We start from the raw sequence: 20,933 nt of genomic DNA, 5'->3' as shown, positions 1-20,933 counted from the left end.
GGTGCCCGCCGTCGACTGGGAGGCCCTGCGCGAGGCGGCCCGGGACGCCATGTCCCGGGCGTACGCCCCCTACTCGGGCTTCCCGGTCGGCGTCGCCGCACGGGTCGACGACGGCAGGACGGTCGTCGGCTGCAACGTCGAGAACGCGAGCTACGGCCTCGGCCTGTGTGCCGAGTGCGGACTGGTCTCCTCCCTCCAGGCGACCGGCGGCGGCCGGCTGACGCACTTCACCTGCGTCGACGGCCGGGGCGAGATCCTCGTCCCGTGCGGCCGCTGCCGGCAACTGCTCTTCGAATTCGGCGGACCGGACCTGCTGGTGGAAACCCCGAAGGGGATCCTCCCGCTGGCGGAGATGCTGCCGCAGGCCTTCGGGCCCGACCACTTGAGATAACCGTGCCGACGGCCCTCCACCCCCTGGGCGGAGGGCCGTCGTACTTCCGCAAACCCCTCTCTCTATGCGCGTAGAAGGAAGCACCACATGGACGTCATCTCCGTCATCCGGACCAAGCGGGACCGCGGCGAGCTGAGCCCCGAGCAGATCGACTGGGTCATCGACGCGTACACGCGCGGAATCGTCGCCGACGAGCAGATGTCCGCGCTGGCGATGGCCATCCTGCTCAACGGCATGAACCGCACCGAGATCGCCCGCTGGACCGCCGCGATGATCGCCTCCGGCGAGCGCATGAACTTCGACGCGCTCTCCCGCCCCACCGCCGACAAGCACTCCACCGGCGGCGTCGGCGACAAGATCACCCTGCCGCTGGCCCCGCTCGTCGCCGCCTGCGGCGCGGCCGTACCGCAGCTCTCCGGCCGCGGCCTCGGCCACACCGGCGGCACCCTGGACAAGCTGGAGTCCATCCCCGGCTGGCGTGCGCTGCTGTCCAACGAGGAGATGATGCACGTCCTCGACACCACCGGCGCGGTCATCTGCGCGGCGGGCGACGGCCTGGCCCCGGCGGACAAGAAGCTGTACGCCCTGCGCGACGTCACCGGGACGGTCGAGGCGATCCCGCTCATCGCCTCCTCGATCATGTCCAAGAAGATCGCCGAGGGCACGGGCTCGCTCGTCCTGGACGTGAAGGTCGGCTCCGGCGCCTTCATGAAGAACATCGAGGACGCCCGCGAGCTCGCCCGCACCATGGTCGGCCTCGGCACCGACTCCGGCGTCAGGACGGTCGCCCTGCTCACCGACATGTCGACCCCGCTCGGCCTGACGGCCGGCAACGCCCTCGAAGTCCGCGAGTCGGTCGAGGTCCTGGCCGGCGGCGGCCCCGCGGACGTCGTCGAGCTGACCATCGCCCTGGCCAAGGAGATGCTGGACGCCGCCGGCATCAAGGACGCCGACCCGGCGAAGGCCCTGGCCGACGGCTCCGCGATGGACCACTGGCGCCGGATGATCGCGGCCCAGGGCGGCGACCCCGACGCGGCCCTGCCGGTCGCCCGCGAGCAGCACGTGGTCACGGCCCCCGAGTCCGGCGTGCTGACCCGCCTGGACGCCTACGGGGTGGGCGTCGGCGCCTGGCGCCTGGGCGCCGGCCGCGCGCGCAAGGAGGACCCGGTGCAGGCGGGCGCGGGCATCGAGCTCCACGCGAAGCCGGGTGACACCGTGACGGCCGGCCAGCCGCTGATGACGCTGCACACGGACACCCCGGAGAAGTTCGACTACGCCCTGGCCTCCCTGGAGGGCACGTACGACATCGCCCCGGCGGGCACGGCCTTCACCGCCACGCCGATCGTGCTGGACCGCATCGCGTAGCCCCGCACGCTCACTCGTACGGCTGAACGGGACCGGTGGACGCCCACCGGTCCCGTTCGTCATGCTGGGCTCGGTGCCAAGAGCTTGAGGAGCACACCATGAGCGCACTCACCGTCCAGCACGAGCCACGCGGTGGCGACGGCTGGGACGATCTCGTCCGCCTCTGGGAGGCGACGGACGGGCCGGAGGGCTGCAAGGTGGAGATCATCGAGGGGATCATCACCGTGGCGCCACCGCCTGCCAACCACCACAACTTCATCGCGGCCAAGGTGCATCGGTGCCTGCTGGCCGCGATTCCCGAGGACTGGGAGATCTTCCAGACCCTCAACGTGGCGGTTCCGTCTCGCAGTGGCTTGTACATCCCGGATGTGGTGGTCGTCCCAGAGGATCTGGTCCTCGAGGATGACGGCAACTTCATCCCCGCCGCTGCTGCCGAGCTGGCCGTCGAGATCACCTCGAAGTCGAATGCTTCGCACGACCGCATCGCCAAGGCGGCTGGGTATGCCCAGGCAGGCATCCCGCTCTACCTGCTCATCGACGCTCATGCGCCTGGTGGCGCGACCATCACCCTCTACGGCGAGCCCAGCGACGGCGTTTACCGGATCCTTCAGGCAGGCAAGTTCGGCGAGACCTTCCACTTGCCCGCGCCCTTCGACATGAAGCTGGACACCTCCGCCTTCCCGACGCCCTGAGGGCTCGCGCGGCGCCGATGAGTTCGGGCGGCCCGGGGAGTCACCCTCTCGTGACGATCAGACGACTCGTGCTGCCCGGACCCGCCCCGACCGCACAGGACACCGCGCGGCTGTGCGCACGCCTGGCCCGGCTGTACGACGACGGGGCGCGGGCGGTGGAATGCGATGCGCGGGCGGTCACCGCGCCGGGCCTCGGCACCGTCGAGGTGCTGGCCCGGCTGCGGCTCACCGCCCGTGGCCGCCCGCTGCGGGTGACCGGCGCCGGCCCCGCGCTGCGCGCGCTGCTGGACCTCGTGGGCCTCGTCGAGCTGCTCGGGGAGTCCGGAGAGCGGGAACCACCGCTCGGTCGCAGGGAGTAGAAGGGCCTTCTGAGTGGATCCGAGCGCGGGCGCCGTGGTGCCGTGCTCCCCGGCCTGGCGGGGCTGTCAGAGTGCTGCCTTGCCGGGCTGCGGGAGAGGGCGGCGGTTCACGCCCGTCCGCCTCCGCACGCCCGCCGCCGCAATGTCCAGGTGTCGGGTGCACGGTGTGGTGCTCATGCTCTGGTGTTCCCGGCCGGTCAGCCGTGAATGAGGGTGTCGCGTGTTCCATCTGTCGGTCTGCCGCGCAACCAGAACCACCGGATCCCGGGCACCGGACGGCGCCCACGCCGTACGGCGCAGACGCAGGGGCGTCCTGGCCGGCGTGACCGGCGCGCTGTTCCTCACGGCGCTGGTCGGCGCCCCGGCGGCGCACGCCCAGGACTTCGCCCCGCCGGTCAACTACCCCGCCGGCCTCGCCCCGCAGTCGGTGGCGACGGGTGACTTCGACGGCGTCAACGGCCTCGACCTGGTCACCGCGAATCCCAACAGCGACAACGTCTCGGTGCTGCTGAACACGGGCTCGGGCACGTACGGCGCGGCCACGAACACCGCGGTGGGCGACCTGCCGGTCGGCGTGGCCGTGGCGGACGTCAACGGCGACAACAAGGCCGACCTCATCGTCGCGAACGCGCTCGACGACGACGTGTCGGTGCTGCTGGGCGACGGGTCCGGTGCCTTCCCGACGCGCACGGACTTCGCCGTGGGCGACGTACCGGTCTCGGTGGCGGTCGGCGACTTCGACGGTGCCAACGGTCCCGACCTGGCCGTCGCGAACGCCGGCGGCGACAGCGTGTCGGTGCTGCTGAACAACGGGACCGGTACGTTCACCAATGCGGCCGGGAGCCCTGTCGCCGTCGGCGACAACCCGTTCTGGGTGGCGGTGGGCGATCTCAACGGCGACGCCGGCCAGGACCTCGCCGTCGCGAACTCGGGCAGCGACAACGTGTCGGTGCTGCTGAACACCGGGTCCGCCGCGTTCGCCCCGGCCGTCAACTATCCGGTGGGCGACAACCCGTTCTCGGTGGCGGTGGGCGACCTCAACGGCGGCAGTCCCGACCTGGCCGTCGCGAACCTCGGCGACGACACGGTGTCGGTGCTCCTGAACAACGGCTCGGGCACGTTCGCCCCGGCGGCCGGGAGCCCTCTCCCCGCCGGCGGCGACATGCCGTTCACCGTGGCGGTGGCCCAGCTCGACGGCGCCGGCGACTCCGACATCGTCGTGACGAACGAGGGCAGCGACAACGTGTCGGTGCTGCCGAACACCGGGGGCGCCGTCTTCGGCCCCGCCGAGAACCACGCCGCGGGCGATGCGCCGACCGGGCTCGCGGTCGGCGACCTGGACGGCGACGGCCGCCTCGACCTGGCCACCGCGAACGCCAACGGCAACGACGTGTCGGTGCTGCTGGGCGTCAGGGCCCCGACGACCACCGCTCTGGTCTCGTCGGTCAACCCGTCCGTGGTCGGCCAGACGGTGACCTTCACCGCCACGGTCAGCGGTGCCGAGGGCACCCCGACCGGCACGGTCACCTTCAAGGACGGCGCCACCACCCTGGGCATCGACGCCCTCGACGGCACAGGCACGGCCTCGCTCCCCGTCAGCACCCTGACCGCCGGCACCCACGCCATCACCGCCGAGTACGGCGGGAACACCACGTACGCACCCTCCACCAGCAACACCGTCAACCAGGTCGTGAACCCGCTGACCTGCGGCAACGCCACCCCCACGATCGTCGGCACCGACCGCGCGGACAACCTCGTGGGCACCCCCGGCAACGACGTGATCTTCGCCCTCCGCGGCAACGACACGGTCAACGGACTCGGCGGCGACGACCTCATCTGCGGCGGCCCGGGCAACGACGTCCTGATGGGCGGCACCGGGAACGACCGCATCGAGGGCGCCGACGGCAACGACACCATCAGCGGCAACGACAACGACGACACCCTCCTCGGCGGCGACGGCAAGGACACCATCAGCGGCAACGCCGGCAACGACTCGCTGTTCGGCGAGGCGGGCAACGACACCCTCGACGGCGGCACCGGCACCAACACCAACAACGGCGGCCCCGGCAGGAACACCTGCACCAACCCCACCACCGGAACCGGCTGCACCGTCTGACGGCAAGCCACCCACACACGTGAGCCCCCTGGACACCTCCAGGGGGCTCACGCCTGCGCAGCGGCGGGGCGCCTACGCCAGTTCCTCCGGCAGGCCGAACAGCGGGAACCAGCGGGCGGTGTCCAGGAAGGCGTTGAGACCGACGATCTTGCCCTCCGAGATCTCCAGGACCTGCAGCGCCCACGGCACGTGCCCCGGCTCCCCGTCGGGCCGCGGACGGTACTGGCCGAAGGCCGGCATGCCGTTCGCCGTGGTCGGGACCAGGCGGGAGCCCTTGCAGCCGATGCCCTGGTTCAGGTGCCACGCCGCGATGTCGGCGTGGCCCCGCAGCCACAGGTCGAACGGCGGCATCGACAGCACCGCGTCCTCGTGCAGCAGGGTGGTCAGCCGCGTGATGTCGTAGGCCTCGAAGGCGGACAGGTACTGCTCCAGCAGCTTCGCCTGGTCCGCGTCCAGCGGGTCCGCCGGATCGCTGTCACGGATCCCGTGCGAGGCCAGCGTGGCCCGCGCCCGCTGCAGCGCACTGTTCACCGACGCCACCGTGGTCTCCAGCAGTACGGCGACCTCGTCCGCCTTCCAGGCCAGCACCTCGCGCAGGATCAGCACCGCCCGCTGCTTCGCCGGCAGGTGCTGCAGCGCCGCCACGAACGCCAGGCGCACCGATTCCCTCGCGAGGGCCATCTCCGCCGGGTCGGCGGTCTGCGGCAGCACCCGGCCGTCCGGTACCGGCTCCAGCCAGGTCACCTCGGAGCGCTCGTTCAGCACGGCCGAGGCCTGGTGCTGCGGCGCGGTCAGGTCCATCGGGCGGGCCCGCTTGTTCCCCGCGTTCAGCAGGTCCAGGCACACGTTCGTCGCGATCCGGTACAGCCACGACCGCAGCGAGGAGCGGCCCTCGAACTTCTCGTAGCTGCGCCAGGCCCGGACGTAGGTGTCCTGCACGGCGTCCTCGGCGTCGAAGGAGGAGCCCAGCATCCGGTAGCAGTAGCCGGTGAGCTCCACCCGGTACCGGTCCATCGCCGCGTCGAGGTCGAGGTCCTGTGGTGTCGTCGCGAGCTCGCTCATGGTGCCTTCCCCCAGACGGATCCGATACTTCGGAAACTACCGGAGGCCTCTGACAACGGCAGCCCGAACGGCCCAAGGGCCGTCCGGGCGTGTCTCAGCGCGCGGCCGCCGCCGCCCCGGCCGGCAGGCGCCGCTCCGTACGGGCCGCGTGCGACCCGTACAGGGTGATCGACACGACGCCGAGCACCGCCAGCAGCGCGATGCCGACGGTGGCCGCCCAGCCCGCCGAGTGGTAGGCGAGCGCACCCAGGGTGCCGCCCGCGCTGGAGCCCAGGTAGTACGCCGACTGGTAGAGGGCGGAGGCCTGCGCCCGGCCCGTCTTCGCCGTCCGGCTCACCGCCGAGGAGGCCACCGCGTGGCCCGCGAAGAAGCCCGCCGTGATCAGAATCAGCCCGGCCAGGATCGCGGCCAGGGAATCCGACAGCGACAGCAGCAGCCCCAGCGCGGTCGTGGTCACCGCCAGGTACAGCGCACCGCGCCGTCCCGTCCGGGCCACCAGCTGGCCGGCGGCCGCCGAGGAGACCGTACCGACCAGGTAGATCAGGAAGATCGAGCCGATCACGCCCTGCCCGAGGGAGAACGGCTCCTCGACCAGGCGGTAGCCGATGACGGTGTACACCGCGCCGAAGACGGTCATGAACAGCGCGCCGATCCCGTACAGCCGCAGCAGCAGCGGATCGCGCAGATGGCCGGCGACGGTACGGCCCACCGCGCGCGGGTTCAGCGACGCCGGCCGGAAGAACCGCGCCCGGGGCAGCAGCACCAGGAACGCCACCGCGCAGACCAGCGACATCAGCGCGACGGCCCCCAGCCCGGCCCGCCAGCCCCACAGCTGCGCGGCCCAGCCGGTGACGAGACGGCCGCTCATGCCGCCGATGGAATTGCCCGCCACGAACAGGCCGATCGCGGCGACCAGCGCCTTCGGCTTGACCTCCTCCGCCAGGTACGCCATCGCGGAGGCCGGGATGCCGGCGATCGCCGCGCCCTGGACGGCGCGCAGCCCGATCAGCCACTCCAGGTTCGGCGCGAGGGGGATCAGCAGGGCGACGCCCACGGCCACGACCATCGAGCAGGTCATCATCCGGGTCCGCCCGAAGCGCTCGGACAGCGCGCTGAGCGGCAGGACGAACATGGCGAGCGCACCGGTGGCCGCGGACACCGTCCAGCTGGCCTGACCCGCCGTCACGCCGAAACCGGCGGAGATCGCGGGCAGCAGCGCCTGGGTGGAGTAGAGGAGGGCGAAGGTCGCCAGTCCGGCGGCGAAGAGCGCGATGCTCATCCGGCGGTAGCCGGGGCGGCCGGGCGAGAGGGCTTCGCGGGTGTGAGCCGGAGTGGCCGGGGACGACGGGGTGGAGGCACCCGTGGTGACGGATGCCCCGGTATGAGCGGGAGGCATGCTTCGACGGTAGGCCGGTCCTTTTCATGCGTCCAATGCACAGAATCGCGATAATCGATCCACTCATGCATCAGCACAGCTCAGGGCGGCGCACGTCGATGAACCGTTACGAAGAAGACTTGTCCGTGACACAACTGCTGGCCCCGCGCCTCGCGTACTTCGCGGCCGTCGCCCGGCACGAGCACGTCACCCGCGCCGCCCACGAACTGGGCGTCCCGCAGTCCACCCTCTCGCGGGCGATGGTCCGCCTCGAACAGGACCTGGGCGTCACGCTGTTCGCCCGCAAGGGCCGTACCGTCGCCCTCACCCCGGCCGGCCGCACCTTCCTGGCCTCCGCCGAACAGGCCCTCGACGGCATCGCCCGCGCCGCCGAATCCGTCCAGCAGGACGCCGACCCGGCCTACGGCAAAGTCGCCTTCGGCTTCCTGCACACCCTGGGCTCCGAGACCGTACCCGGCCTGATCCGCGCCTTCCGCGCCGACCACCCCCGCATCCGCTTCTCCCTCGTCCAGAACTACGGCGAGGCCATGCTGGAGAAGCTGCGCTCAGGCGAACTCGACCTCTGCCTCACCTCACCCGTCCCCGACGCCCCCGACCTCGTCGCCCGCCGCCTCGACGAACAGCGCCTTCGCCTCGTCGTCCCCGACGACCACCGCCTCGCCGTCCGCAAGCGCATCCGCCTCGCCGAGGCCGCCGAGGAAACCTTCGTCACCCTGGAACCGGGCTACGGCCTGCGCCGCATCACCGACAACCTGTGCGCGGAGGCCGGCTTCACCCCCCGCGTCGCCTTCGAGGGCGAGGAGGCGGAAACCCTGCGCGGCCTGGTCGCCGCGGGCCTGGGCGTGGCCCTCCTGCCCCCGCCGGCGGTGGCCCGCCCCGGCGTGGTGGAACTGACGGTCACCGCCCCGCGCGCGGTCCGCGAGATCGGCGTCGCCTGGCTCGACGGCCACCCGGACACCCCCCCGGTGGCGGAGTTCAAACGCTTCCTCCTCTCCCGCCGCGGACGCCTGATCCCGGAACTGGAACCGCCCGCGGCGCGGGAGGGCCGCCGGCCCGAAAACTGATGGCCGTCCACGGCTCCGGCAAGCAGAATCACCGGGGTTGCCGCGGTCGAGGGGGAAGCTGTTTGGACGTGTTCACGTGCGCCGGGTGCGGTGCGGAGCTGACGGCGCCGGTCTCCCGGGCCGCCCTCCCCGTCCACACCGACTACGGGGCGTGGGAGCAACTGCACCCCCCGCTGATGGAGCCGGCCACGTACGCCGTCGACCCCCGGCCCACCGGACCGCCCTGGCGGCCGTGGGACGAGGTGGGGGAGGACCTGGCGGCTGAGCAGGGTGTGTACGTGCCGCAGTACGCCGTCTCCTTCGGGCCGCGGAACAGGGTCGTCATCGCGCCCGGCGACTCCCGGGGCATGGTCCTGATCCCCGAGAAGTGCGCGGGCTACTGCAGGGGCATCGACGGCAGGGACGGACCCAACCTGGCGTGCGAGGGCTGCGGGCGCGCGGTGGCGACGCGGATGGACGACTGCGGGCTGTGGCAGACGGTGTGGCTGGAGCCCGACGCCGTGCGGCGCGTGCCCTCGGGCCTGCCGGCCGTCCCGGTCCCCGGCTGGGACGAGCTGGACCTGGACTCGTACGCCGTGCCGCCCGTCGAACCCGACGGTTCCTGGAGCTTCCGCTGGGAGGCCGCGGTTCCGGTGGCCCTCGCGCACCTGGTGGTGGCCGTCCAGGGCCGCCCGGTGGCGCTGCCCGGCCCTCTCGCCGGGTTGCTCGGCGACGCCGTCGCCGGTTGCCTGCCGGCCGGGCCCCCGGTCCTCACCACGAGGCTCGCCGGGCCGGGGGCGCCCCCGCTCCCGGCCGGTGACGACGTCCTGCTCGTTCCCCGCCACCCGGTCACGGGGGAGCCGTGGCGGCCCCCGCACGGCTCGGCGACCGTGGTGCCGCTGGACATCGGGGTCTGGGCCCACCTGGCACTCCCGGGGGAGACCTCGCCACTGCCCGCCTCCGGCAGAGTGCCGGAAGGCGTCCTGCGCGACGACTACCCCCTGCCGCCGCGCCCCCGGCGCGGATTCCTGCCCCACCACCGGGCGTTCGGTGACACCTTGGCGCAGCTCCCCGGCATCCGACGCCCGGAGCTGCGCGCCTACTACGACCGGTACGACCGGCCCTAGCGGGACGTGTCCCCCAGGTCCGGCGGGGCGGGGGACGAGGGGGCGGGCGGACCCAGCAAGTACCCCGCCTGGAAGCGGGACTTCGCGCCCACCGCGCGCATGATCTCGGCGATGTGCCGCTGGCAGGTCCGCTCCGACATGCCCAGCCGGCGCGCGATCACCTTGTCCTCCAGGCCCTCCGACAGCAGCCGTACGATCGTCTGCCGCAGCTCGTCCGAGATGGACCGGGCCGCGTCCGGGCTCACCGACGTGAGGAAGGGCTCCGCGCCCAGCCAGGAGCGCTCGAACGCCGCCGTCATGAAGTGGACGACGCTCGGCTCCCGCACCACCAGCGCCGCCCCGCTGCGGTCCGGCACCGCCATCAGGCCGGTGTGCCCGTCGAAGACCAGCATCCGCATCAGCCCGTCGCCCAGCGTCCGCACCTGCGCGCCCAGCGCCGTCACCCGTTCCACGTACGCCGCCGTCGGCCGTGAGTAGCGCGCCGTGTGCTGGTAGATCGTCCGCATCCGGACCCCGCGCGCCAGCAGCGACTCGTCCCGCCCGATCGCCTCCTCCAGGGTCTCCAGCGGGCGGCCCCCGCCCGGCTGCGAGGTCAGCAGCTCCTGCTCGCACGCCGCGACCAGCTCCGTGATCAGCCCCCGCACCGCCCCGAGGTCCGTGACCAGCTCCAGGCGTCCCGAGGCGCTCAGGTCCCGGTGCGCGGTCCCCGCCTCGTACTCGGGCACCAGTGCCTCCAGCCGCCCCCGCAGCCGGTCCATCTCGTCGTGGGTCTCCCGTACGAGCAGCGCCAGCGGGGCCAGCGCGCGGGCGGCCGCCGCGCGCGGGGCCACCGCGCTCCACCGCTCGGGACCGGCGCCGGGGGCGCGCTGGAGCAGGTGCGCGGCGGCCAGCTCGGTGACCGCGGTGGCCGCGCGCACGCCCAGCGCCTCCGTGGCCTCGCAGACGTCGAACGAATGCCGCTCGACCGCGTACGCGTACAGGCGCCGCGCGGCGGGGCTCAGTTCCCCGGGTTCCCCGGTCGCTCGGGCTTCCCCGGCCGCTCCAGTTTCATCGGGTCGCATATGCGTATTCGTCCCTGTACGCGATGATCTGTAAACCCCTCGTGTTCCCGCAAGGCGGCAAGACGACCCCTGCCCCGACGCATTCGGCATATGCCGAAGAGGCACAGTGGCAGGACGGCGTGAGGGGGGAGCGCGGTATGCGGCAGCAAGGGACACCCGACGGGGGACGGGGGCCCGTTGCCGTCCTGCTGAGCCCGCGACCAGCCGTGGTGGCGGCCGCCCGCCGTGCGGGTGCGCACACCGTGGTGGTCGCGCCGGTTCCATCGGTGTCTTCCGACCGTGAGGGGGCGGAGCGGCGGGTACGGACGGACTGGCGCGACCACCGCCGCCTCATCGGGGCGTTAGGCAGCATGGAGGCCGTCCGCCGGGGCCGCGCCGCCGTGTTCGGCTTCGACGCCGCCGGGGCCCTCGCCGCGGCCCGCGCCAACGAGGAACTCGGACTCCCGGGCACCCCCACCGCGGCCGTCACCGCCCTCATGGACAAGGCCGCCCTGCGCGCCCGCTCCAACGCCCTGCACCCCACCCGGCCCGTCTCCTTCGCCCGCTGCGGCCGCTCCGACACCCTCCCCTTCATCACCACCCTCATCGGCTACCCCTGCGTCATCAAGCCCCGCGCGGGCGCCGACGGCGAGGGGGTCCGGCTCGTCCACGACGAGACCGAGGCCCGCGCCGCCGCCCACGGCTACCCCGAGGTCACCGACCTCCTCGTCGAGGAGTACCTCGAAGGCCCCGAGCTCACCGTCGAAGCCCTCTCCCGCCACGGCTGCCACCGCATCCTCGGCTGGGCCCGCCGCCGCACCGGCCCGGGCCCCTGCCTGACCGCCGCCGGCCACGACCTGCCCGTCGCCCTCGACCCCGCGACCGCGCAGGCCGTACGCACCTTCGTACGCGCGGTCCTCGACCTCGCCGGGCACCGCGACGGCCCCTCCCACACCGAGGTCATCCTCACCGCGCACGGCCCCCGCCTGGTCGAGGCCCACGCCCGCCCCGGCGGCGAGGAACTCGCCCGGCTGCTCCGCCTCGGGAACGGCACCGACGTCCTCGGCCTGGCCCTCGCCGCCGGGCTGGGCCTGCCCGACCCGGTGCGCAGCCCGCGCGCCACCCACGCCGGACTGCGGTACGTGGACTTCCCGCCCGGCCCGCTGCCCGGCGGCGTACACCCCGGGCTCGCCGCGGCCCGGCGGGTGCCGGGCGTGGTCCGGGTGCAGCTGGAGATCCCGCCGGGCGCCGTGGTCCACCGCGCCCCGACGGGCGCGCTGCACCACGCGTACGTCCTCGCGGCCGGCCCCACGGCGATAGGCCTCGCCCGCACCCTGGACCGCGCGGTCGCGCTCCTCGGGCGGAGCCGCGGCCAGGGCCTGCCGGCCCGGCGGGCGCCTCAGCCGGACGCCGGCTTCGCGTAGTCGACGTATCCGGTCCAGTCCAGCGCGACGCACGGCTCGTCGCCCAGCACCCAGGCGTCGTGCCCGGGCGCGATCTGGATGAAGTCTCCGGGGCCGATCTCGCCGCTCTCCCCGTCGTCCATGACGACCTTCATCCGGCCGCTGACCACGTAGCCGGTGTGGGCGGACTGGCAGCTGTCCGTGCCCGCGATCGGCTTGACGTGCGTCGACCAGCGCCAGCCGGGCTCGAAGACCGCGCGCCCCACGGCGCCGCCCTCGGTGTTGAACAGGTCCAGCCTGCCCGTGCCCGCCTCGAAAGGCCGCGTCTCGTCCGGCTTGTCGAAGTTCGTGTACCGCAGTCCGCTCATGGCCCATCGCCCTCCGGGAGAGGAACAGCACCCCGAGTCCATTCCTCACGGTACGCCCGGGGCACCCCCTCCGCTCACCCCCTCAGCGACCGCCCGAACCCGGAGGCCAGCGGCATCCGCAGACCCAGCGGCGGGGGAGCGGCGAAGGCGTCCGTCACCGGGCGGGAGTAGTGGCCCGAACCCAGGGCGCCCAGGACGAAGTCCACGGCCAGCGCCACCACTTCCGCCCGGTGCCCGTCCAGCCGGTGCCCGTCCGAATGCACCTCGAACCGGCAGGTAGAACGATTCGCCTTCTTCGCCCGCGCCGCCAGCCGGAACGACCCCTCGGGGTCGCTGCGCGCGTCGTTGGTGCCGTGGACGATCAGCACCTGCCGCCCCGACAGCTGTTTCACCGGTTCAGGGGAGTCGGCGCCGGCCGCGTCCCCTAACGAAGGGGCCATCAGCAGAACGGAGTTGACGGCCCCGTGCCCCGCCGCCCGCAGCGCCGTCAGCCCTCCCGCGTCGTATCCGGCCAGGCACACCGGCACGTCCCCGTACCGCCGCCCCACCTCCTCCGCGGCCCACCGCGCCTCTTCCTCCCGGGAGGCCTGCCCGCCGTGCACGACGGTGTGCGCCACCAGCCCGTCCGCCGCGCCCGCCCGGGCCAGGGCCCGCCCGAGCGGGCGCAGCGGACCGGGGAACCATCTGGACGCCCCGGGGAGCAGGAGCACCACACCACTGACCGTCGATACCGAGCCGTTCGCGCCGGCCACCCGTCCCAGACGGGCCCCGCGCGCCGGCGGCGCATGCTGTGCCATGGCGGAACAGTCTCAGACGCGGAGGTGTACGCCATCCGTCCGCGCGGTCACTGTTACATATCGGCGGACGCCGTCGGCATCCCGCTCTACGCGCGTAGGAGCTAGAGTGCCCAGATGACGAGCGACACCCCCACCCTGCCGACCCCGGACCAGATCCGCCGCTCCCCGAAGGTGCTCCTGCACGATCACCTCGACGGCGGCCTGCGCCCCGGGACCATCATCGAGCTGGCCCGCGAGGTCGGCTACGAGAACCTGCCGGAGGCCGACGCCGACAAGCTCGGCATCTGGTTCCGCGAAGCCGCCGACTCCGGCTCCCTGCCCCGCTACCTCGAGACCTTCGCGCACACCTGCGCGGTCATGCAGACCAAGGAGGCCCTGTACCGGGTTGCCGCGGAATGCGCCGAGGACCTGGCCGAGGACGGCGTCGTGTACGCCGAGATCCGCTACGCCCCCGAGCAGCACCTGGAGAAGGGGCTGACCCTCGAAGAGGTCGTCGAGGCCGTGAACGAGGGCTTCCGCGAGGGCGAGCGCCGCGCGAAGGCCAACGGCCACCGCATCCGCGTCGGCGCCCTCCTGACCGCGATGCGCCACGCCGCCCGCGCGCTGGAGATCGCGGAGCTGGCCAACCGCTACCGCGACCACGGCGTCGTCGGCTTCGACATCGCCGGCGCCGAGGCCGGGTTCCCTCCCACCCGCCACCTCGACGCCTTCGAGTACCTCAAGCGCGAGAACAACCACTTCACCATCCACGCGGGCGAGGCCTTCGGTCTGCCGTCGATCTGGCAGGCCCTGCAGTGGTGCGGCGCCGACCGCCTCGGTCACGGCGTGCGCATCATCGACGACATCGAGGTCGCCGAGGGCGGCTCCGTGACGCTGGGCCGGCTGGCCTCGTACGTCCGGGACAAGCGCATCCCGCTGGAGATGTGCCCGACCTCGAACCTGCAGACGGCCGCGGCCACCTCGTACGGCGAGCACCCGATCGGTCTGCTGCGGAAGCTGCACTTCAGGCTCACGGTCAACACCGACAACCGCCTGATGAGCGGCACCAGCATGAGTCGCGAGTTCGAGCACCTGGTCGACGCCTTCGGGTACTCCCTGGACGACATCCAGTGGTTCACCGTCAATGCGATGAAGTCCGCGTTCATTCCTTTCGATGAACGACTCGCCATGATCAACGAGGTGATCAAGCCGGGTTATGCGGAGCTGAAGTCCGAGTGGCTCTTCCAGCAGACCGCCTCCACCAGCGGTTCCGTCTCGGCGTAGGCCACGGCTTGACGTACTGAAAGCGCCCGGGAGGAGCAATTCCCGGGCGCTTTCTCGTATTTACGGATGTTTGCGGGCCGGGGTTTGAAGTGACTAGTTTGCGGAGCCGCCCAATTCCCCGTCGCAAGGACGATCCTTCATGAAGCAGTCAGCTGCCAAGACCCTCGGTGTCGCCGCCCTCGGTGCCGCCTTCGCCGCCGTCGCCGCGGGCACCGCCTCGGCCGCCGCCGTGCCGGCCGTCGGCCTCACCGACACGCTGGGCACCGCCACCACCGCTGTCCAGGGCCTCACCAGCCAGCAGCACATGGGCGCCGAGGAAGGCCAGCAGTCCAGCGACCCGGCGGCCGCGCTCGGTCCGGTGACCGGCCTGCTCGGCGGTCTGCCGACCAGCGGTCTCGGCGCCTGATCCGTACGCGCGTACCCGTGGCGCACACCCGTCTGAGCGGGTGGGCGCCACGCCGCGTCGTATGCCACGATCATCGCCAACTGCCCATCCAGGTACGGGGTATGAGGTTCCGGTCATGCGCATGAAGGCACGAGCGACGACGGTCGCGCTGCTCCCCGCCCTGCTGTTCGCGGCCGTGGGATGCAGCAGTACGGACGCCCCCGCGGGCGGCAGGACCCCGGACCCGAAGGGGTCCCCGGGCACGCCCGCCGCATCGGCCTCCGCACCGGCCCCGGCGGGCTCCGCCCCGGCCGAGGGCGCCGGCAGCAGGCTGGAACGGTCCGCGCTGCAACAGGGCGATCTCGCGGGCTACCAGATCTCCGCCCAGGGCAAGAACCCCAACGCCCCGGACGGCCAGCCGCAGGCCGACAAGAAGGCCTGCCAGCCGCTCGCCGACATCATGGGCGACAAGCCGGACCCTGCGGCGCGCGAGACCGTCAACCGGGGCATCGGCTCCCAGAAGCAGCTCGGCCTCGCCGTCTCCGCCTCCGTCAGCTCCTACGCCGAGAGCGATGCCAAGGCGCTCATCTCCCGGCTCAAGGCCGCCGTGGCCGCTTGCGGCACGGGCTTCTCCGCCACCGTCGAGAAGCAGACCGCCGGCTACCGCGACGTCCGCGCCGCCGACTACCGCACGGCGGGCGACGAGAGCGTCAGCTGGACCACGACCGCGGCCGGCCAGGGCGTCTCCGCCCAGGTCCACCTCGTCGTCGTGCGCGAGGGCGACACCGTCGTGCGGCTGATGGCCCTCGACGTGGCCTCCGGCCAGAAGCAGGTGCGGGTGCCCCAGGAAGTGGCGGACAAGCAACTGGAGAAGATCAAGCGAGCCGCCTGACCCCTCCCCGGGTCACCCCGCGTCCGCTACCAGGCGGTGGACGCGGGCTTCTCGTTCGGCAGCAGCAGCCAGAGCGCCAGGTAGATCAGGAACTGCGGACCGGGCAGCAGGCACGAGGCCACGAATATGACGCGCATCGTGTTCGCCGAGATTCCGAAGCGGCGCGCCAGCCCCGCGCACACTCCACCGATCATTCGGCCGTCACGGGGGCGGACAATGGCGCTCATGGGTTCTCCTTCGTCGGGATCGCTCGATTGCGATGTCTCAATACTCCCGGGGAACCGCTGACAGGACGTCGGTCCAGGGGCCGAGCCCGACCCTGGTAATTTTCGGGGTCGCCCCCTGATAAGCGGCGCGTGAGCGGCGCACCCGCGCCCGGGCCCGCAGTGCCGGCACGACGGCCACGTGGGCGAGCACCACGCCGACGGTGTTCAGCAGCACCGAGTCCACGTCGACCACCTGCCCGGGGACGGCGGTCTGGAACATCACGATGCTCGCCGAGACCAGCGCGCCCGCGGCGGCGGTCCGCACCAGCGAGGACCACGCCGACAGCGCCGACGGCGCGAGCCTCCCGCTGACCAGCGGCAACAGCACCCCGAGCGGGGCCAGCAGGGCCAGCCCCTCCCCGAGCCGCCGGGCACCTTCGAGGGGCCCGGCCGCGAAGGCCGCCCTGATCCCCTCCAGCGGGGTCAGATTGGCGGCCGCGGCCCACGGCACGTCGAGGGGGCGGAGGGTCAGCCAGCCGACGACCAGGAGGTGCGCGGCCAGCAGGGCCGCGGCCAGGAGCCGGAGCCGAAGGGAGACGGCGGGGGCGGTGCCGGTGCTTTCGCCGGCCTCATTGCGCTGCACACCTGCGAGGACGCGCCATGCGGCGGCGCCGGTTCCGCCGGCCGGGCGGGCTCGCCGGGGAATGTATGAGAATCCGCTGAGAACGCACGCCGGCGACCGCACCGGCGCACCCCTGCGCAGCCGCGCCGGGCTCAGCGCAGGGCGATCAGGACGATCAGCAGCACCGCTCCGGCCACGGCCGGAGCGATGATCTCGTACGACCACTGCACCCGCACGGAACCCTGCGCACCGGCCCGTGAGGCGCCGCGCTCCGCCAGCTCCCGCAGCTCGTCCACCACCTGGTCGGCCCGGGCCCGCTGCGGGCCCTCGGAGGCGGCGGCGGTGGTCTTGTCCTTGTCGTCGGAGGCGTTCAGCCCCCGCCCGGTGAGCCCGCCGCGGCGGCTGAGCTGCTGCCGGTTCGCCTTCTTGCGCTCCCGCAGGGAGACGGGCACCGACCACAGCTGGAACTTCGAACCCTCGGCCAGCACCTCCGCCGAGTACCCGGCGCGCACGGCGTCCACGGACGCCCAGGGCAGCTCGATGACCCGGAAGGGGTTCCGCACGCGCAGCCGGTCGGCATTGGCGAAGACGGCCGGGCGGATCGTGAACGCCACGATCAGGGGGACGGCGCACAGCGCGAGGGCCAGCGCGATCCACGGGGTGTTCCCCGTGCCGCGCACCACCGCGTCCCCGCACAGCCAGGCGGTGAGCGCCAGCAGCAGCACGCCGGTGACCACGGCCATGGGGGAGCGGTAGACCCGGTCCGCGTACACAGGCTCATCAGGGGGCTGCTGGCTGCTCATGCGGTCGATTCTGCCCCACGCCGTCTCAGCTGACGAGATCGGCGTACAGGATGACGCCGCGGGGCCGGTGGACCCGGGTCCGGCGGACTGCCGAAGAGAAATTCACGGATCCTGTCCGCGCCGCACGACCGGGTTCCCGGCCGTGCCGCGCGACGGGAAAAGCGGAGGTCAGCGGTCCGCCGACCGGGCGCGGCCGGGACCCCCGCCGCGCCCGGATGGGGCCGGGTCCGCGCAGATGTGCAGCGGTGGGGGGTGACAGGCCGCTACGCGCGTAGATATGCTCATGTGGTGACCATGCCCACCACCCTCTCCGCATTCGCCGACGTGACGACGTCCGACAGTGCGCTGCGCCGCTTCCTGCACGGGCTGCCCGGCGTAGACCCTGTCGGCCTGGAGGCCCGCGCGGCCTCGCTCGGAACCCGTTCGATCAAGACGACGGCCAAGGCGTACGCCATCGACCTGGCCATCTCGATGATCGACCTGACGACGCTGGAAGGCGCGGACACCCCGGGCAAGGTCCGGGCGCTCTCCGCCAAGGCCGTCAATCCCGACCCGACCGACCGCACGACCCCGATGACGGCCGCCGTCTGCGTCTATCCCGACATGGTGGCCACCGCGAAGGCCGCCCTGAACGGCGCCGACGTCAAGGTCGCCTCCGTCGCCACCGCGTTCCCGGCCGGCCGCGCCGCGCTGCCCGTCAAGCTCGCGGACACCCGTGACGCCGTCGCCGCCGGAGCCGACGAGATCGACATGGTCATCGACCGTGGCGCCTTCCTCGCCGGCCGCTACCTGGAGACGTACGAGCTGATCAAGGCGGTCAAGGAGGCCTGCGTCCGGGAGGACGGCAGCGCCGCCCGCCTGAAGGTCATCTTCGAGACCGGCGAGCTGTCGACCTACGACAACATCCGCCGTGCCTCCTGGATCGGCATGCTCGCCGGCGCCGACTTCATCAAGACGTCGACCGGCAAGGTGGGGGTCAACGCCACCCCGGCCAACACCCTGCTCATGCTCGAAGCCGTACGCGACTTCCGGGCGCAGACCGGAATCCAGATCGGCGTGAAGCCGGCCGGCGGCATCCGCACCACCAAGGACGCGATCAAGTTCCTCGTCCTGGTCAACGAGACCGTGGGCGAGGACTGGCTGACCAACCACTGGTTCCGCTTCGGCGCCTCCAGCCTGCTCAACGACCTGCTGATGCAGCGCCAGAAGCTGAGCACCGGCCGTTACTCCGGTCCCGACTACGTGACGGTGGACTGATCACCATGGCATCTGTTTTCGACTACGCACCGGCACCCGAGTCCCGCTCGGTCGTCGACATCGCCCCCTCCTACGGGCTCTTCATCGACGGCGAGTTCACCGACGCCGCCGACGGCAAGGTCTTCAAGACCGTCTCGCCGTCCTCCGAGGAGGTCCTCTCCGAGGTCGCCCAGGCCGGTGCCGCCGACGTGGACCGCGCCGTCAGGGCCGCCCGCAAGGCCTTCGAGAAGTGGTCCGCGCTGCCCGGCTCCGAGCGCGCCAAGTACCTCTTCCGCATCGCCCGGATCATCCAGGAGCGCAGCCGCGAGCTGGCCGTCCTGGAGACCCTGGACAACGGCAAACCGATCAAGGAGACCCGCGACGCGGACCTCCCGCTGGTCGCCGCGCACTTCTTCTACTACGCGGGCTGGGCCGACAAGCTCGACCACGCCGGCTACGGCCCGAACCCGCGCCCCCTCGGTGTGGCCGGCCAGGTCATCCCGTGGAACTTCCCGCTGCTCATGCTCGCGTGGAAGATCGCCCCGGCGCTCGCCACCGGCAACACGGTCGTGCTGAAGCCGGCCGAGACGACCCCGCTCTCCGCCCTGTTCTTCGCGGACATCTGCCGCCAGGCGGGCCTGCCCAAGGGCGTCGTCAACATCCTCACCGGCTACGGCGACGCGGGCGCGGCCCTCGTCGAGCACCCGGACGTCAACAAGGTCGCCTTCACCGGCTCGACGGCCGTGGGCAAGAAGATCGCCCGCCACGTCGCCGGCACCGACAAGAAGGTCACCCTCGAACTGGGCGGCAAGGGCGCCAACATCGTCTTCGACGACGCACCCGTGGACCAGGCCGTCGAGGGCATCGTCAACGGCATCTTCTTCAACCAGGGCCAGGTCTGCTGCGCCGGATCCCGCCTCCTGGTCCAGGAGTCGATCCACGACGAGCTGCTGGACTCCCTCAAGCGCCGCCTGAGCACCCTGCGCCTGGGCGACCCGCTCGACAAGAACACCGACATCGGCGCGATCAACTCCGCCGAGCAGCTCGCCCGGATCACCGCGCTCGCGGACACCGGCGAGGCCGAGGGCGCGGAGCGCTGGTCCCCGGCCTGCGAGCTGCCGTCCGCCGGCTACTGGTTCGCCCCGACGCTCTTCACGAACGTCACCCAGGCGCACACCGTCGCCCGCGACGAGATCTTCGGCCCCGTGCTGTCCGTACTGACCTTCCGCACGCCCGACGAGGCCGTCGCCAAGGCCAACAACAGCCAGTACGGCCTGTCCGCCGGCATCTGGACGGAGAAGGGCAGCCGCATCCTCGCGGTCGCGGGCAAGCTCCGCGCGGGCGTCGTCTGGGCCAACACGTTCAACAAGTTCGACCCGACCTCGCCGTTCGGCGGCTACAAGGAATCGGGCTTCGGCCGCGAGGGCGGCCGCCACGGCCTGGAGGGCTACCTCGATGTCTGAGTCTGCTGCGAACCGTCTGAACGTCTTCAAGACCTACAAGCTGTACGTCGGGGGCAAGTTCCCCCGCTCCGAGAGCGGCCGGGTGTACGAGGTGAGCGACTCCAAGGGCAACTGGCTGGCCAACGCCCCGCTGTCGTCCCGCAAGGACGCGCGTGACGCCGTCGTCGCGGCCCGCAAGGCCTTCGGCGGCTGGTCGGGCGCGACCGCCTACAACCGGGGCCAGATCCTCTACCGCATCGCCGAGATGCTGGAGGGCCGCCGCGAGCAGTTCGTCCGCGAGGTCGGCGAGGCAGAGGGCCTGTCCAAGTCGAAGGCCGGCGCCGTCGTGGACGCGGCCATCGACCGCTGGGTCTGGTACGCGGGCTGGACCGACAAGATCGGCCAGGTCGTTGGCGGCGCCAACCCGGTCGCCGGCCCGTTCTTCAACCTCTCCACCCCCGAGCCGACCGGCGTCGTCACCGTCGTCGCCCCCCAGGCCTCGTCCTTCCTGGGCCTGGTCTCGGTCATCGCCCCCGTGATCGCGACCGGCAACACGGCCGTCGTCATCGCGAGCGAGAAGGCCCCGCTCCCCGCGCTCTCCCTGGGCGAGGTGCTCGCCACCTCCGACCTGCCGGGCGGCGTGGTCAACATCCTGTCCGGCAAGGCCGCCGAGATGGGCCCCCACCTGGCCTCCCACCAGGACGTCAACGCGATCGACCTGGCCGGCGCCGACACGGCCCTGGCCAAGGAGCTGGAGATCGCCGCCGCGGACAACCTCAAGCGCGTCCTGCGTCCACAGCCTGTGGACGACTGGAACGCGGACCCGGGCACTGCGCGCATGACGGCCTTCCTGGAGACCAAGACCGTCTGGCACCCCACGGGGTCGCTGGGCTCGGGCGGATCCTCGTACTAGGACCGCCCCACC

At 72.4% G+C, this 20,933-nt stretch carries 22 protein-coding genes; 14 read left to right on the top strand and 8 right to left on the bottom strand.

Translation table 11 applies throughout. From position 1 onward, the window contains the following. Position 1: 1 nt before the first annotated feature. The 5 genes from ACZ6Y1_RS23205 (at position 2) to ACZ6Y1_RS23185 (ending at position 4,923) form a co-directional block, all read left to right on the top strand. Complete coding sequence (locus ACZ6Y1_RS23205; protein ID WP_469633129.1) at positions 2–391, top strand: cytidine deaminase; 390 nt, start codon at positions 2–4, stop codon at positions 389–391. A gap of 87 nt (positions 392–478) precedes the next feature. Continuing rightward, positions 479–1,756 (top strand): thymidine phosphorylase, encoded by a 1,278-nt coding sequence (locus tag ACZ6Y1_RS23200; protein WP_469632855.1) that lies wholly within the window; start codon positions 479–481, stop codon positions 1,754–1,756. Positions 1,757–1,854: 98 nt separating this feature from the next. Further along, positions 1,855–2,448 carry a Uma2 family endonuclease gene (locus tag ACZ6Y1_RS23195; protein ID WP_469632853.1) on the top strand — a complete coding sequence of 198 codons (594 nt, stop codon included), beginning with the start codon at positions 1,855–1,857 and terminating at the stop codon, positions 2,446–2,448. A 50-nt stretch (positions 2,449–2,498) separates the two neighbouring features. Further along, positions 2,499–2,807 carry an STAS domain-containing protein gene (locus tag ACZ6Y1_RS23190; protein WP_469632850.1) on the top strand — a complete coding sequence of 103 codons (309 nt, stop codon included), beginning with the start codon at positions 2,499–2,501 and terminating at the stop codon, positions 2,805–2,807. Positions 2,808–3,027: 220 nt separating this feature from the next. Next, on the top strand, positions 3,028–4,923 hold the full coding sequence (locus ACZ6Y1_RS23185; protein ID WP_469632846.1) for an FG-GAP-like repeat-containing protein: 1,896 nt from the start codon (positions 3,028–3,030) through the stop codon (positions 4,921–4,923). Positions 4,924–4,995: 72 nt separating this feature from the next. On the opposite strand, the gene ACZ6Y1_RS23180 is transcribed toward ACZ6Y1_RS23185, so the two are convergent. Together ACZ6Y1_RS23180 and ACZ6Y1_RS23175 are read right to left on the bottom strand one after the other, a co-directional pair. Then, entirely contained in the window at positions 4,996–5,985 is a 990-nt protein-coding gene (locus ACZ6Y1_RS23180; RefSeq protein WP_469632843.1) for a sigma-70 family RNA polymerase sigma factor, read from the bottom strand. A 94-nt stretch (positions 5,986–6,079) separates the two neighbouring features. Then, positions 6,080–7,381, bottom strand: coding sequence for an MFS transporter (locus ACZ6Y1_RS23175; RefSeq protein ID WP_469632840.1), 1,302 nt, complete (start codon positions 7,379–7,381; stop codon positions 6,080–6,082). Between the two features lie 98 nt (positions 7,382–7,479). Here ACZ6Y1_RS23175 and ACZ6Y1_RS23170 point away from each other — a divergent pair, with 98 nt between their 5' ends. After that, on the top strand, positions 7,480–8,445 hold the full coding sequence (locus ACZ6Y1_RS23170) for a LysR family transcriptional regulator (RefSeq protein WP_469632837.1): 966 nt from the start codon (positions 7,480–7,482) through the stop codon (positions 8,443–8,445). Between the two features lie 68 nt (positions 8,446–8,513). Further along, positions 8,514–9,551: a hypothetical protein gene (locus tag ACZ6Y1_RS23165; protein WP_469633126.1), complete on the top strand. Its 1,038-nt coding sequence runs from the start codon at positions 8,514–8,516 to the stop codon at positions 9,549–9,551. On the opposite strand, the gene ACZ6Y1_RS23160 is transcribed toward ACZ6Y1_RS23165, so the two are convergent. After that, entirely contained in the window at positions 9,548–10,612 is a 1,065-nt protein-coding gene (locus ACZ6Y1_RS23160; RefSeq protein ID WP_469632834.1) for a helix-turn-helix transcriptional regulator, read from the bottom strand. The two genes, ACZ6Y1_RS23165 and ACZ6Y1_RS23160, sit on opposite strands and share 4 nt — an antisense overlap. A 266-nt stretch (positions 10,613–10,878) precedes the next feature. Here ACZ6Y1_RS23160 and ACZ6Y1_RS23155 point away from each other — a divergent pair, with 266 nt between their 5' ends. After that, the gene (locus ACZ6Y1_RS23155) at positions 10,879–12,015 is read left to right on the top strand and encodes an ATP-grasp domain-containing protein (protein WP_469632831.1); all 1,137 of its coding nucleotides are present in this window, start codon (positions 10,879–10,881) and stop codon (positions 12,013–12,015) included. On the opposite strand, the gene ACZ6Y1_RS23150 is transcribed toward ACZ6Y1_RS23155, so the two are convergent. Then, the gene (locus ACZ6Y1_RS23150) at positions 11,991–12,362 is read right to left on the bottom strand and encodes a cupin domain-containing protein (protein ID WP_469632829.1); all 372 of its coding nucleotides are present in this window, start codon (positions 12,360–12,362) and stop codon (positions 11,991–11,993) included. The two genes, ACZ6Y1_RS23155 and ACZ6Y1_RS23150, sit on opposite strands and share 25 nt — an antisense overlap. Before the next feature lie 74 nt (positions 12,363–12,436). Continuing rightward, positions 12,437–13,159 carry an alpha/beta hydrolase gene (locus tag ACZ6Y1_RS23145; RefSeq protein ID WP_469632826.1) on the bottom strand — a complete coding sequence of 241 codons (723 nt, stop codon included), beginning with the start codon at positions 13,157–13,159 and terminating at the stop codon, positions 12,437–12,439. A 114-nt stretch (positions 13,160–13,273) separates the two neighbouring features. Here ACZ6Y1_RS23145 and ACZ6Y1_RS23140 point away from each other — a divergent pair, with 114 nt between their 5' ends. The 3 genes from ACZ6Y1_RS23140 (at position 13,274) to ACZ6Y1_RS23130 (ending at position 15,699) form a co-directional block, all read left to right on the top strand. After that, positions 13,274–14,422: an adenosine deaminase gene (locus tag ACZ6Y1_RS23140; RefSeq protein WP_469632823.1), complete on the top strand. Its 1,149-nt coding sequence runs from the start codon at positions 13,274–13,276 to the stop codon at positions 14,420–14,422. 139 nt (positions 14,423–14,561) lie between these two features. Continuing rightward, positions 14,562–14,828, top strand: coding sequence for a hypothetical protein (locus tag ACZ6Y1_RS23135; protein ID WP_469632820.1), 267 nt, complete (start codon positions 14,562–14,564; stop codon positions 14,826–14,828). Between the two features lie 121 nt (positions 14,829–14,949). Further along, a complete protein-coding gene (locus ACZ6Y1_RS23130) occupies positions 14,950–15,699 on the top strand; it encodes a hypothetical protein (RefSeq protein ID WP_469632816.1) in 750 nt (249 codons plus the stop codon). 26 nt (positions 15,700–15,725) lie between these two features. Here ACZ6Y1_RS23130 and ACZ6Y1_RS23125 read toward each other — a convergent pair whose 3' ends face one another. The 3 genes from ACZ6Y1_RS23125 to ACZ6Y1_RS23115 form a co-directional block, all read right to left on the bottom strand. Then, positions 15,726–15,926, bottom strand: a complete 201-nt coding sequence (locus ACZ6Y1_RS23125; protein WP_469632813.1) for a PspC domain-containing protein — start codon at positions 15,924–15,926, stop codon at positions 15,726–15,728. A gap of 37 nt (positions 15,927–15,963) precedes the next feature. Beyond that, positions 15,964–16,548: a VanZ family protein gene (locus ACZ6Y1_RS23120; RefSeq protein WP_469632810.1), complete on the bottom strand. Its 585-nt coding sequence runs from the start codon at positions 16,546–16,548 to the stop codon at positions 15,964–15,966. 131 nt (positions 16,549–16,679) lie between these two features. Beyond that, on the bottom strand, positions 16,680–17,330 hold the full coding sequence (locus tag ACZ6Y1_RS23115; RefSeq protein WP_469632807.1) for a PH domain-containing protein: 651 nt from the start codon (positions 17,328–17,330) through the stop codon (positions 16,680–16,682). 294 nt (positions 17,331–17,624) lie between these two features. Between ACZ6Y1_RS23115 and deoC the strand changes: the two genes are divergently transcribed. From deoC to ACZ6Y1_RS23100, 3 genes are read left to right on the top strand one after another with little or no spacing between them, the layout of a single operon-like run. Further along, positions 17,625–18,587: a deoxyribose-phosphate aldolase gene (gene deoC / locus ACZ6Y1_RS23110; RefSeq protein ID WP_469633123.1), complete on the top strand. Its 963-nt coding sequence runs from the start codon at positions 17,625–17,627 to the stop codon at positions 18,585–18,587. A gap of 5 nt (positions 18,588–18,592) precedes the next feature. Continuing rightward, positions 18,593–20,029: an aldehyde dehydrogenase family protein gene (locus ACZ6Y1_RS23105; RefSeq protein ID WP_469632805.1), complete on the top strand. Its 1,437-nt coding sequence runs from the start codon at positions 18,593–18,595 to the stop codon at positions 20,027–20,029. Next, positions 20,022–20,921: an aldehyde dehydrogenase family protein gene (locus ACZ6Y1_RS23100; protein ID WP_469632804.1), complete on the top strand. Its 900-nt coding sequence runs from the start codon at positions 20,022–20,024 to the stop codon at positions 20,919–20,921. The genes ACZ6Y1_RS23105 and ACZ6Y1_RS23100 overlap by 8 nt, the downstream gene beginning before the upstream one ends. Positions 20,922–20,933 lie beyond the last annotated feature (12 nt).

Source organism: Streptomyces sp. NPDC053432, assembly GCF_055585365.1.
This window is presented reverse-complemented; position numbering and strand designations above follow the sequence as displayed.

Coding starts and splice junctions, on each gene's coding strand:
- ACZ6Y1_RS23130 (WP_469632816.1), top strand. CDS start 14,950: ATGAAGGCACGAGCGACGACGGTCGCGCTGCTCCCCGCCCTGCTGTTC.
- ACZ6Y1_RS23180 (WP_469632843.1), bottom strand. CDS start 5,985: ATGAGCGAGCTCGCGACGACACCACAGGACCTCGACCTCGACGCGGCG.
- deoC (WP_469633123.1), top strand. CDS start 17,625: ATGCCCACCACCCTCTCCGCATTCGCCGACGTGACGACGTCCGACAGT.
- ACZ6Y1_RS23200 (WP_469632855.1), top strand. CDS start 479: ATGGACGTCATCTCCGTCATCCGGACCAAGCGGGACCGCGGCGAGCTG.
- ACZ6Y1_RS23175 (WP_469632840.1), bottom strand. CDS start 7,381: ATGCCTCCCGCTCATACCGGGGCATCCGTCACCACGGGTGCCTCCACC.
- ACZ6Y1_RS23105 (WP_469632805.1), top strand. CDS start 18,593: ATGGCATCTGTTTTCGACTACGCACCGGCACCCGAGTCCCGCTCGGTC.
- ACZ6Y1_RS23195 (WP_469632853.1), top strand. CDS start 1,855: ATGAGCGCACTCACCGTCCAGCACGAGCCACGCGGTGGCGACGGCTGG.
- ACZ6Y1_RS23115 (WP_469632807.1), bottom strand. CDS start 17,330: ATGAGCAGCCAGCAGCCCCCTGATGAGCCTGTGTACGCGGACCGGGTC.
- ACZ6Y1_RS23170 (WP_469632837.1), top strand. CDS start 7,480: ATGAACCGTTACGAAGAAGACTTGTCCGTGACACAACTGCTGGCCCCG.
- ACZ6Y1_RS23150 (WP_469632829.1), bottom strand. CDS start 12,362: ATGAGCGGACTGCGGTACACGAACTTCGACAAGCCGGACGAGACGCGG.
- ACZ6Y1_RS23145 (WP_469632826.1), bottom strand. CDS start 13,159: ATGGCACAGCATGCGCCGCCGGCGCGCGGGGCCCGTCTGGGACGGGTG.
- ACZ6Y1_RS23140 (WP_469632823.1), top strand. CDS start 13,274: ATGACGAGCGACACCCCCACCCTGCCGACCCCGGACCAGATCCGCCGC.
- ACZ6Y1_RS23160 (WP_469632834.1), bottom strand. CDS start 10,612: ATGCGACCCGATGAAACTGGAGCGGCCGGGGAAGCCCGAGCGACCGGG.
- ACZ6Y1_RS23125 (WP_469632813.1), bottom strand. CDS start 15,926: ATGAGCGCCATTGTCCGCCCCCGTGACGGCCGAATGATCGGTGGAGTG.
- ACZ6Y1_RS23135 (WP_469632820.1), top strand. CDS start 14,562: ATGAAGCAGTCAGCTGCCAAGACCCTCGGTGTCGCCGCCCTCGGTGCC.
- ACZ6Y1_RS23100 (WP_469632804.1), top strand. CDS start 20,022: ATGTCTGAGTCTGCTGCGAACCGTCTGAACGTCTTCAAGACCTACAAG.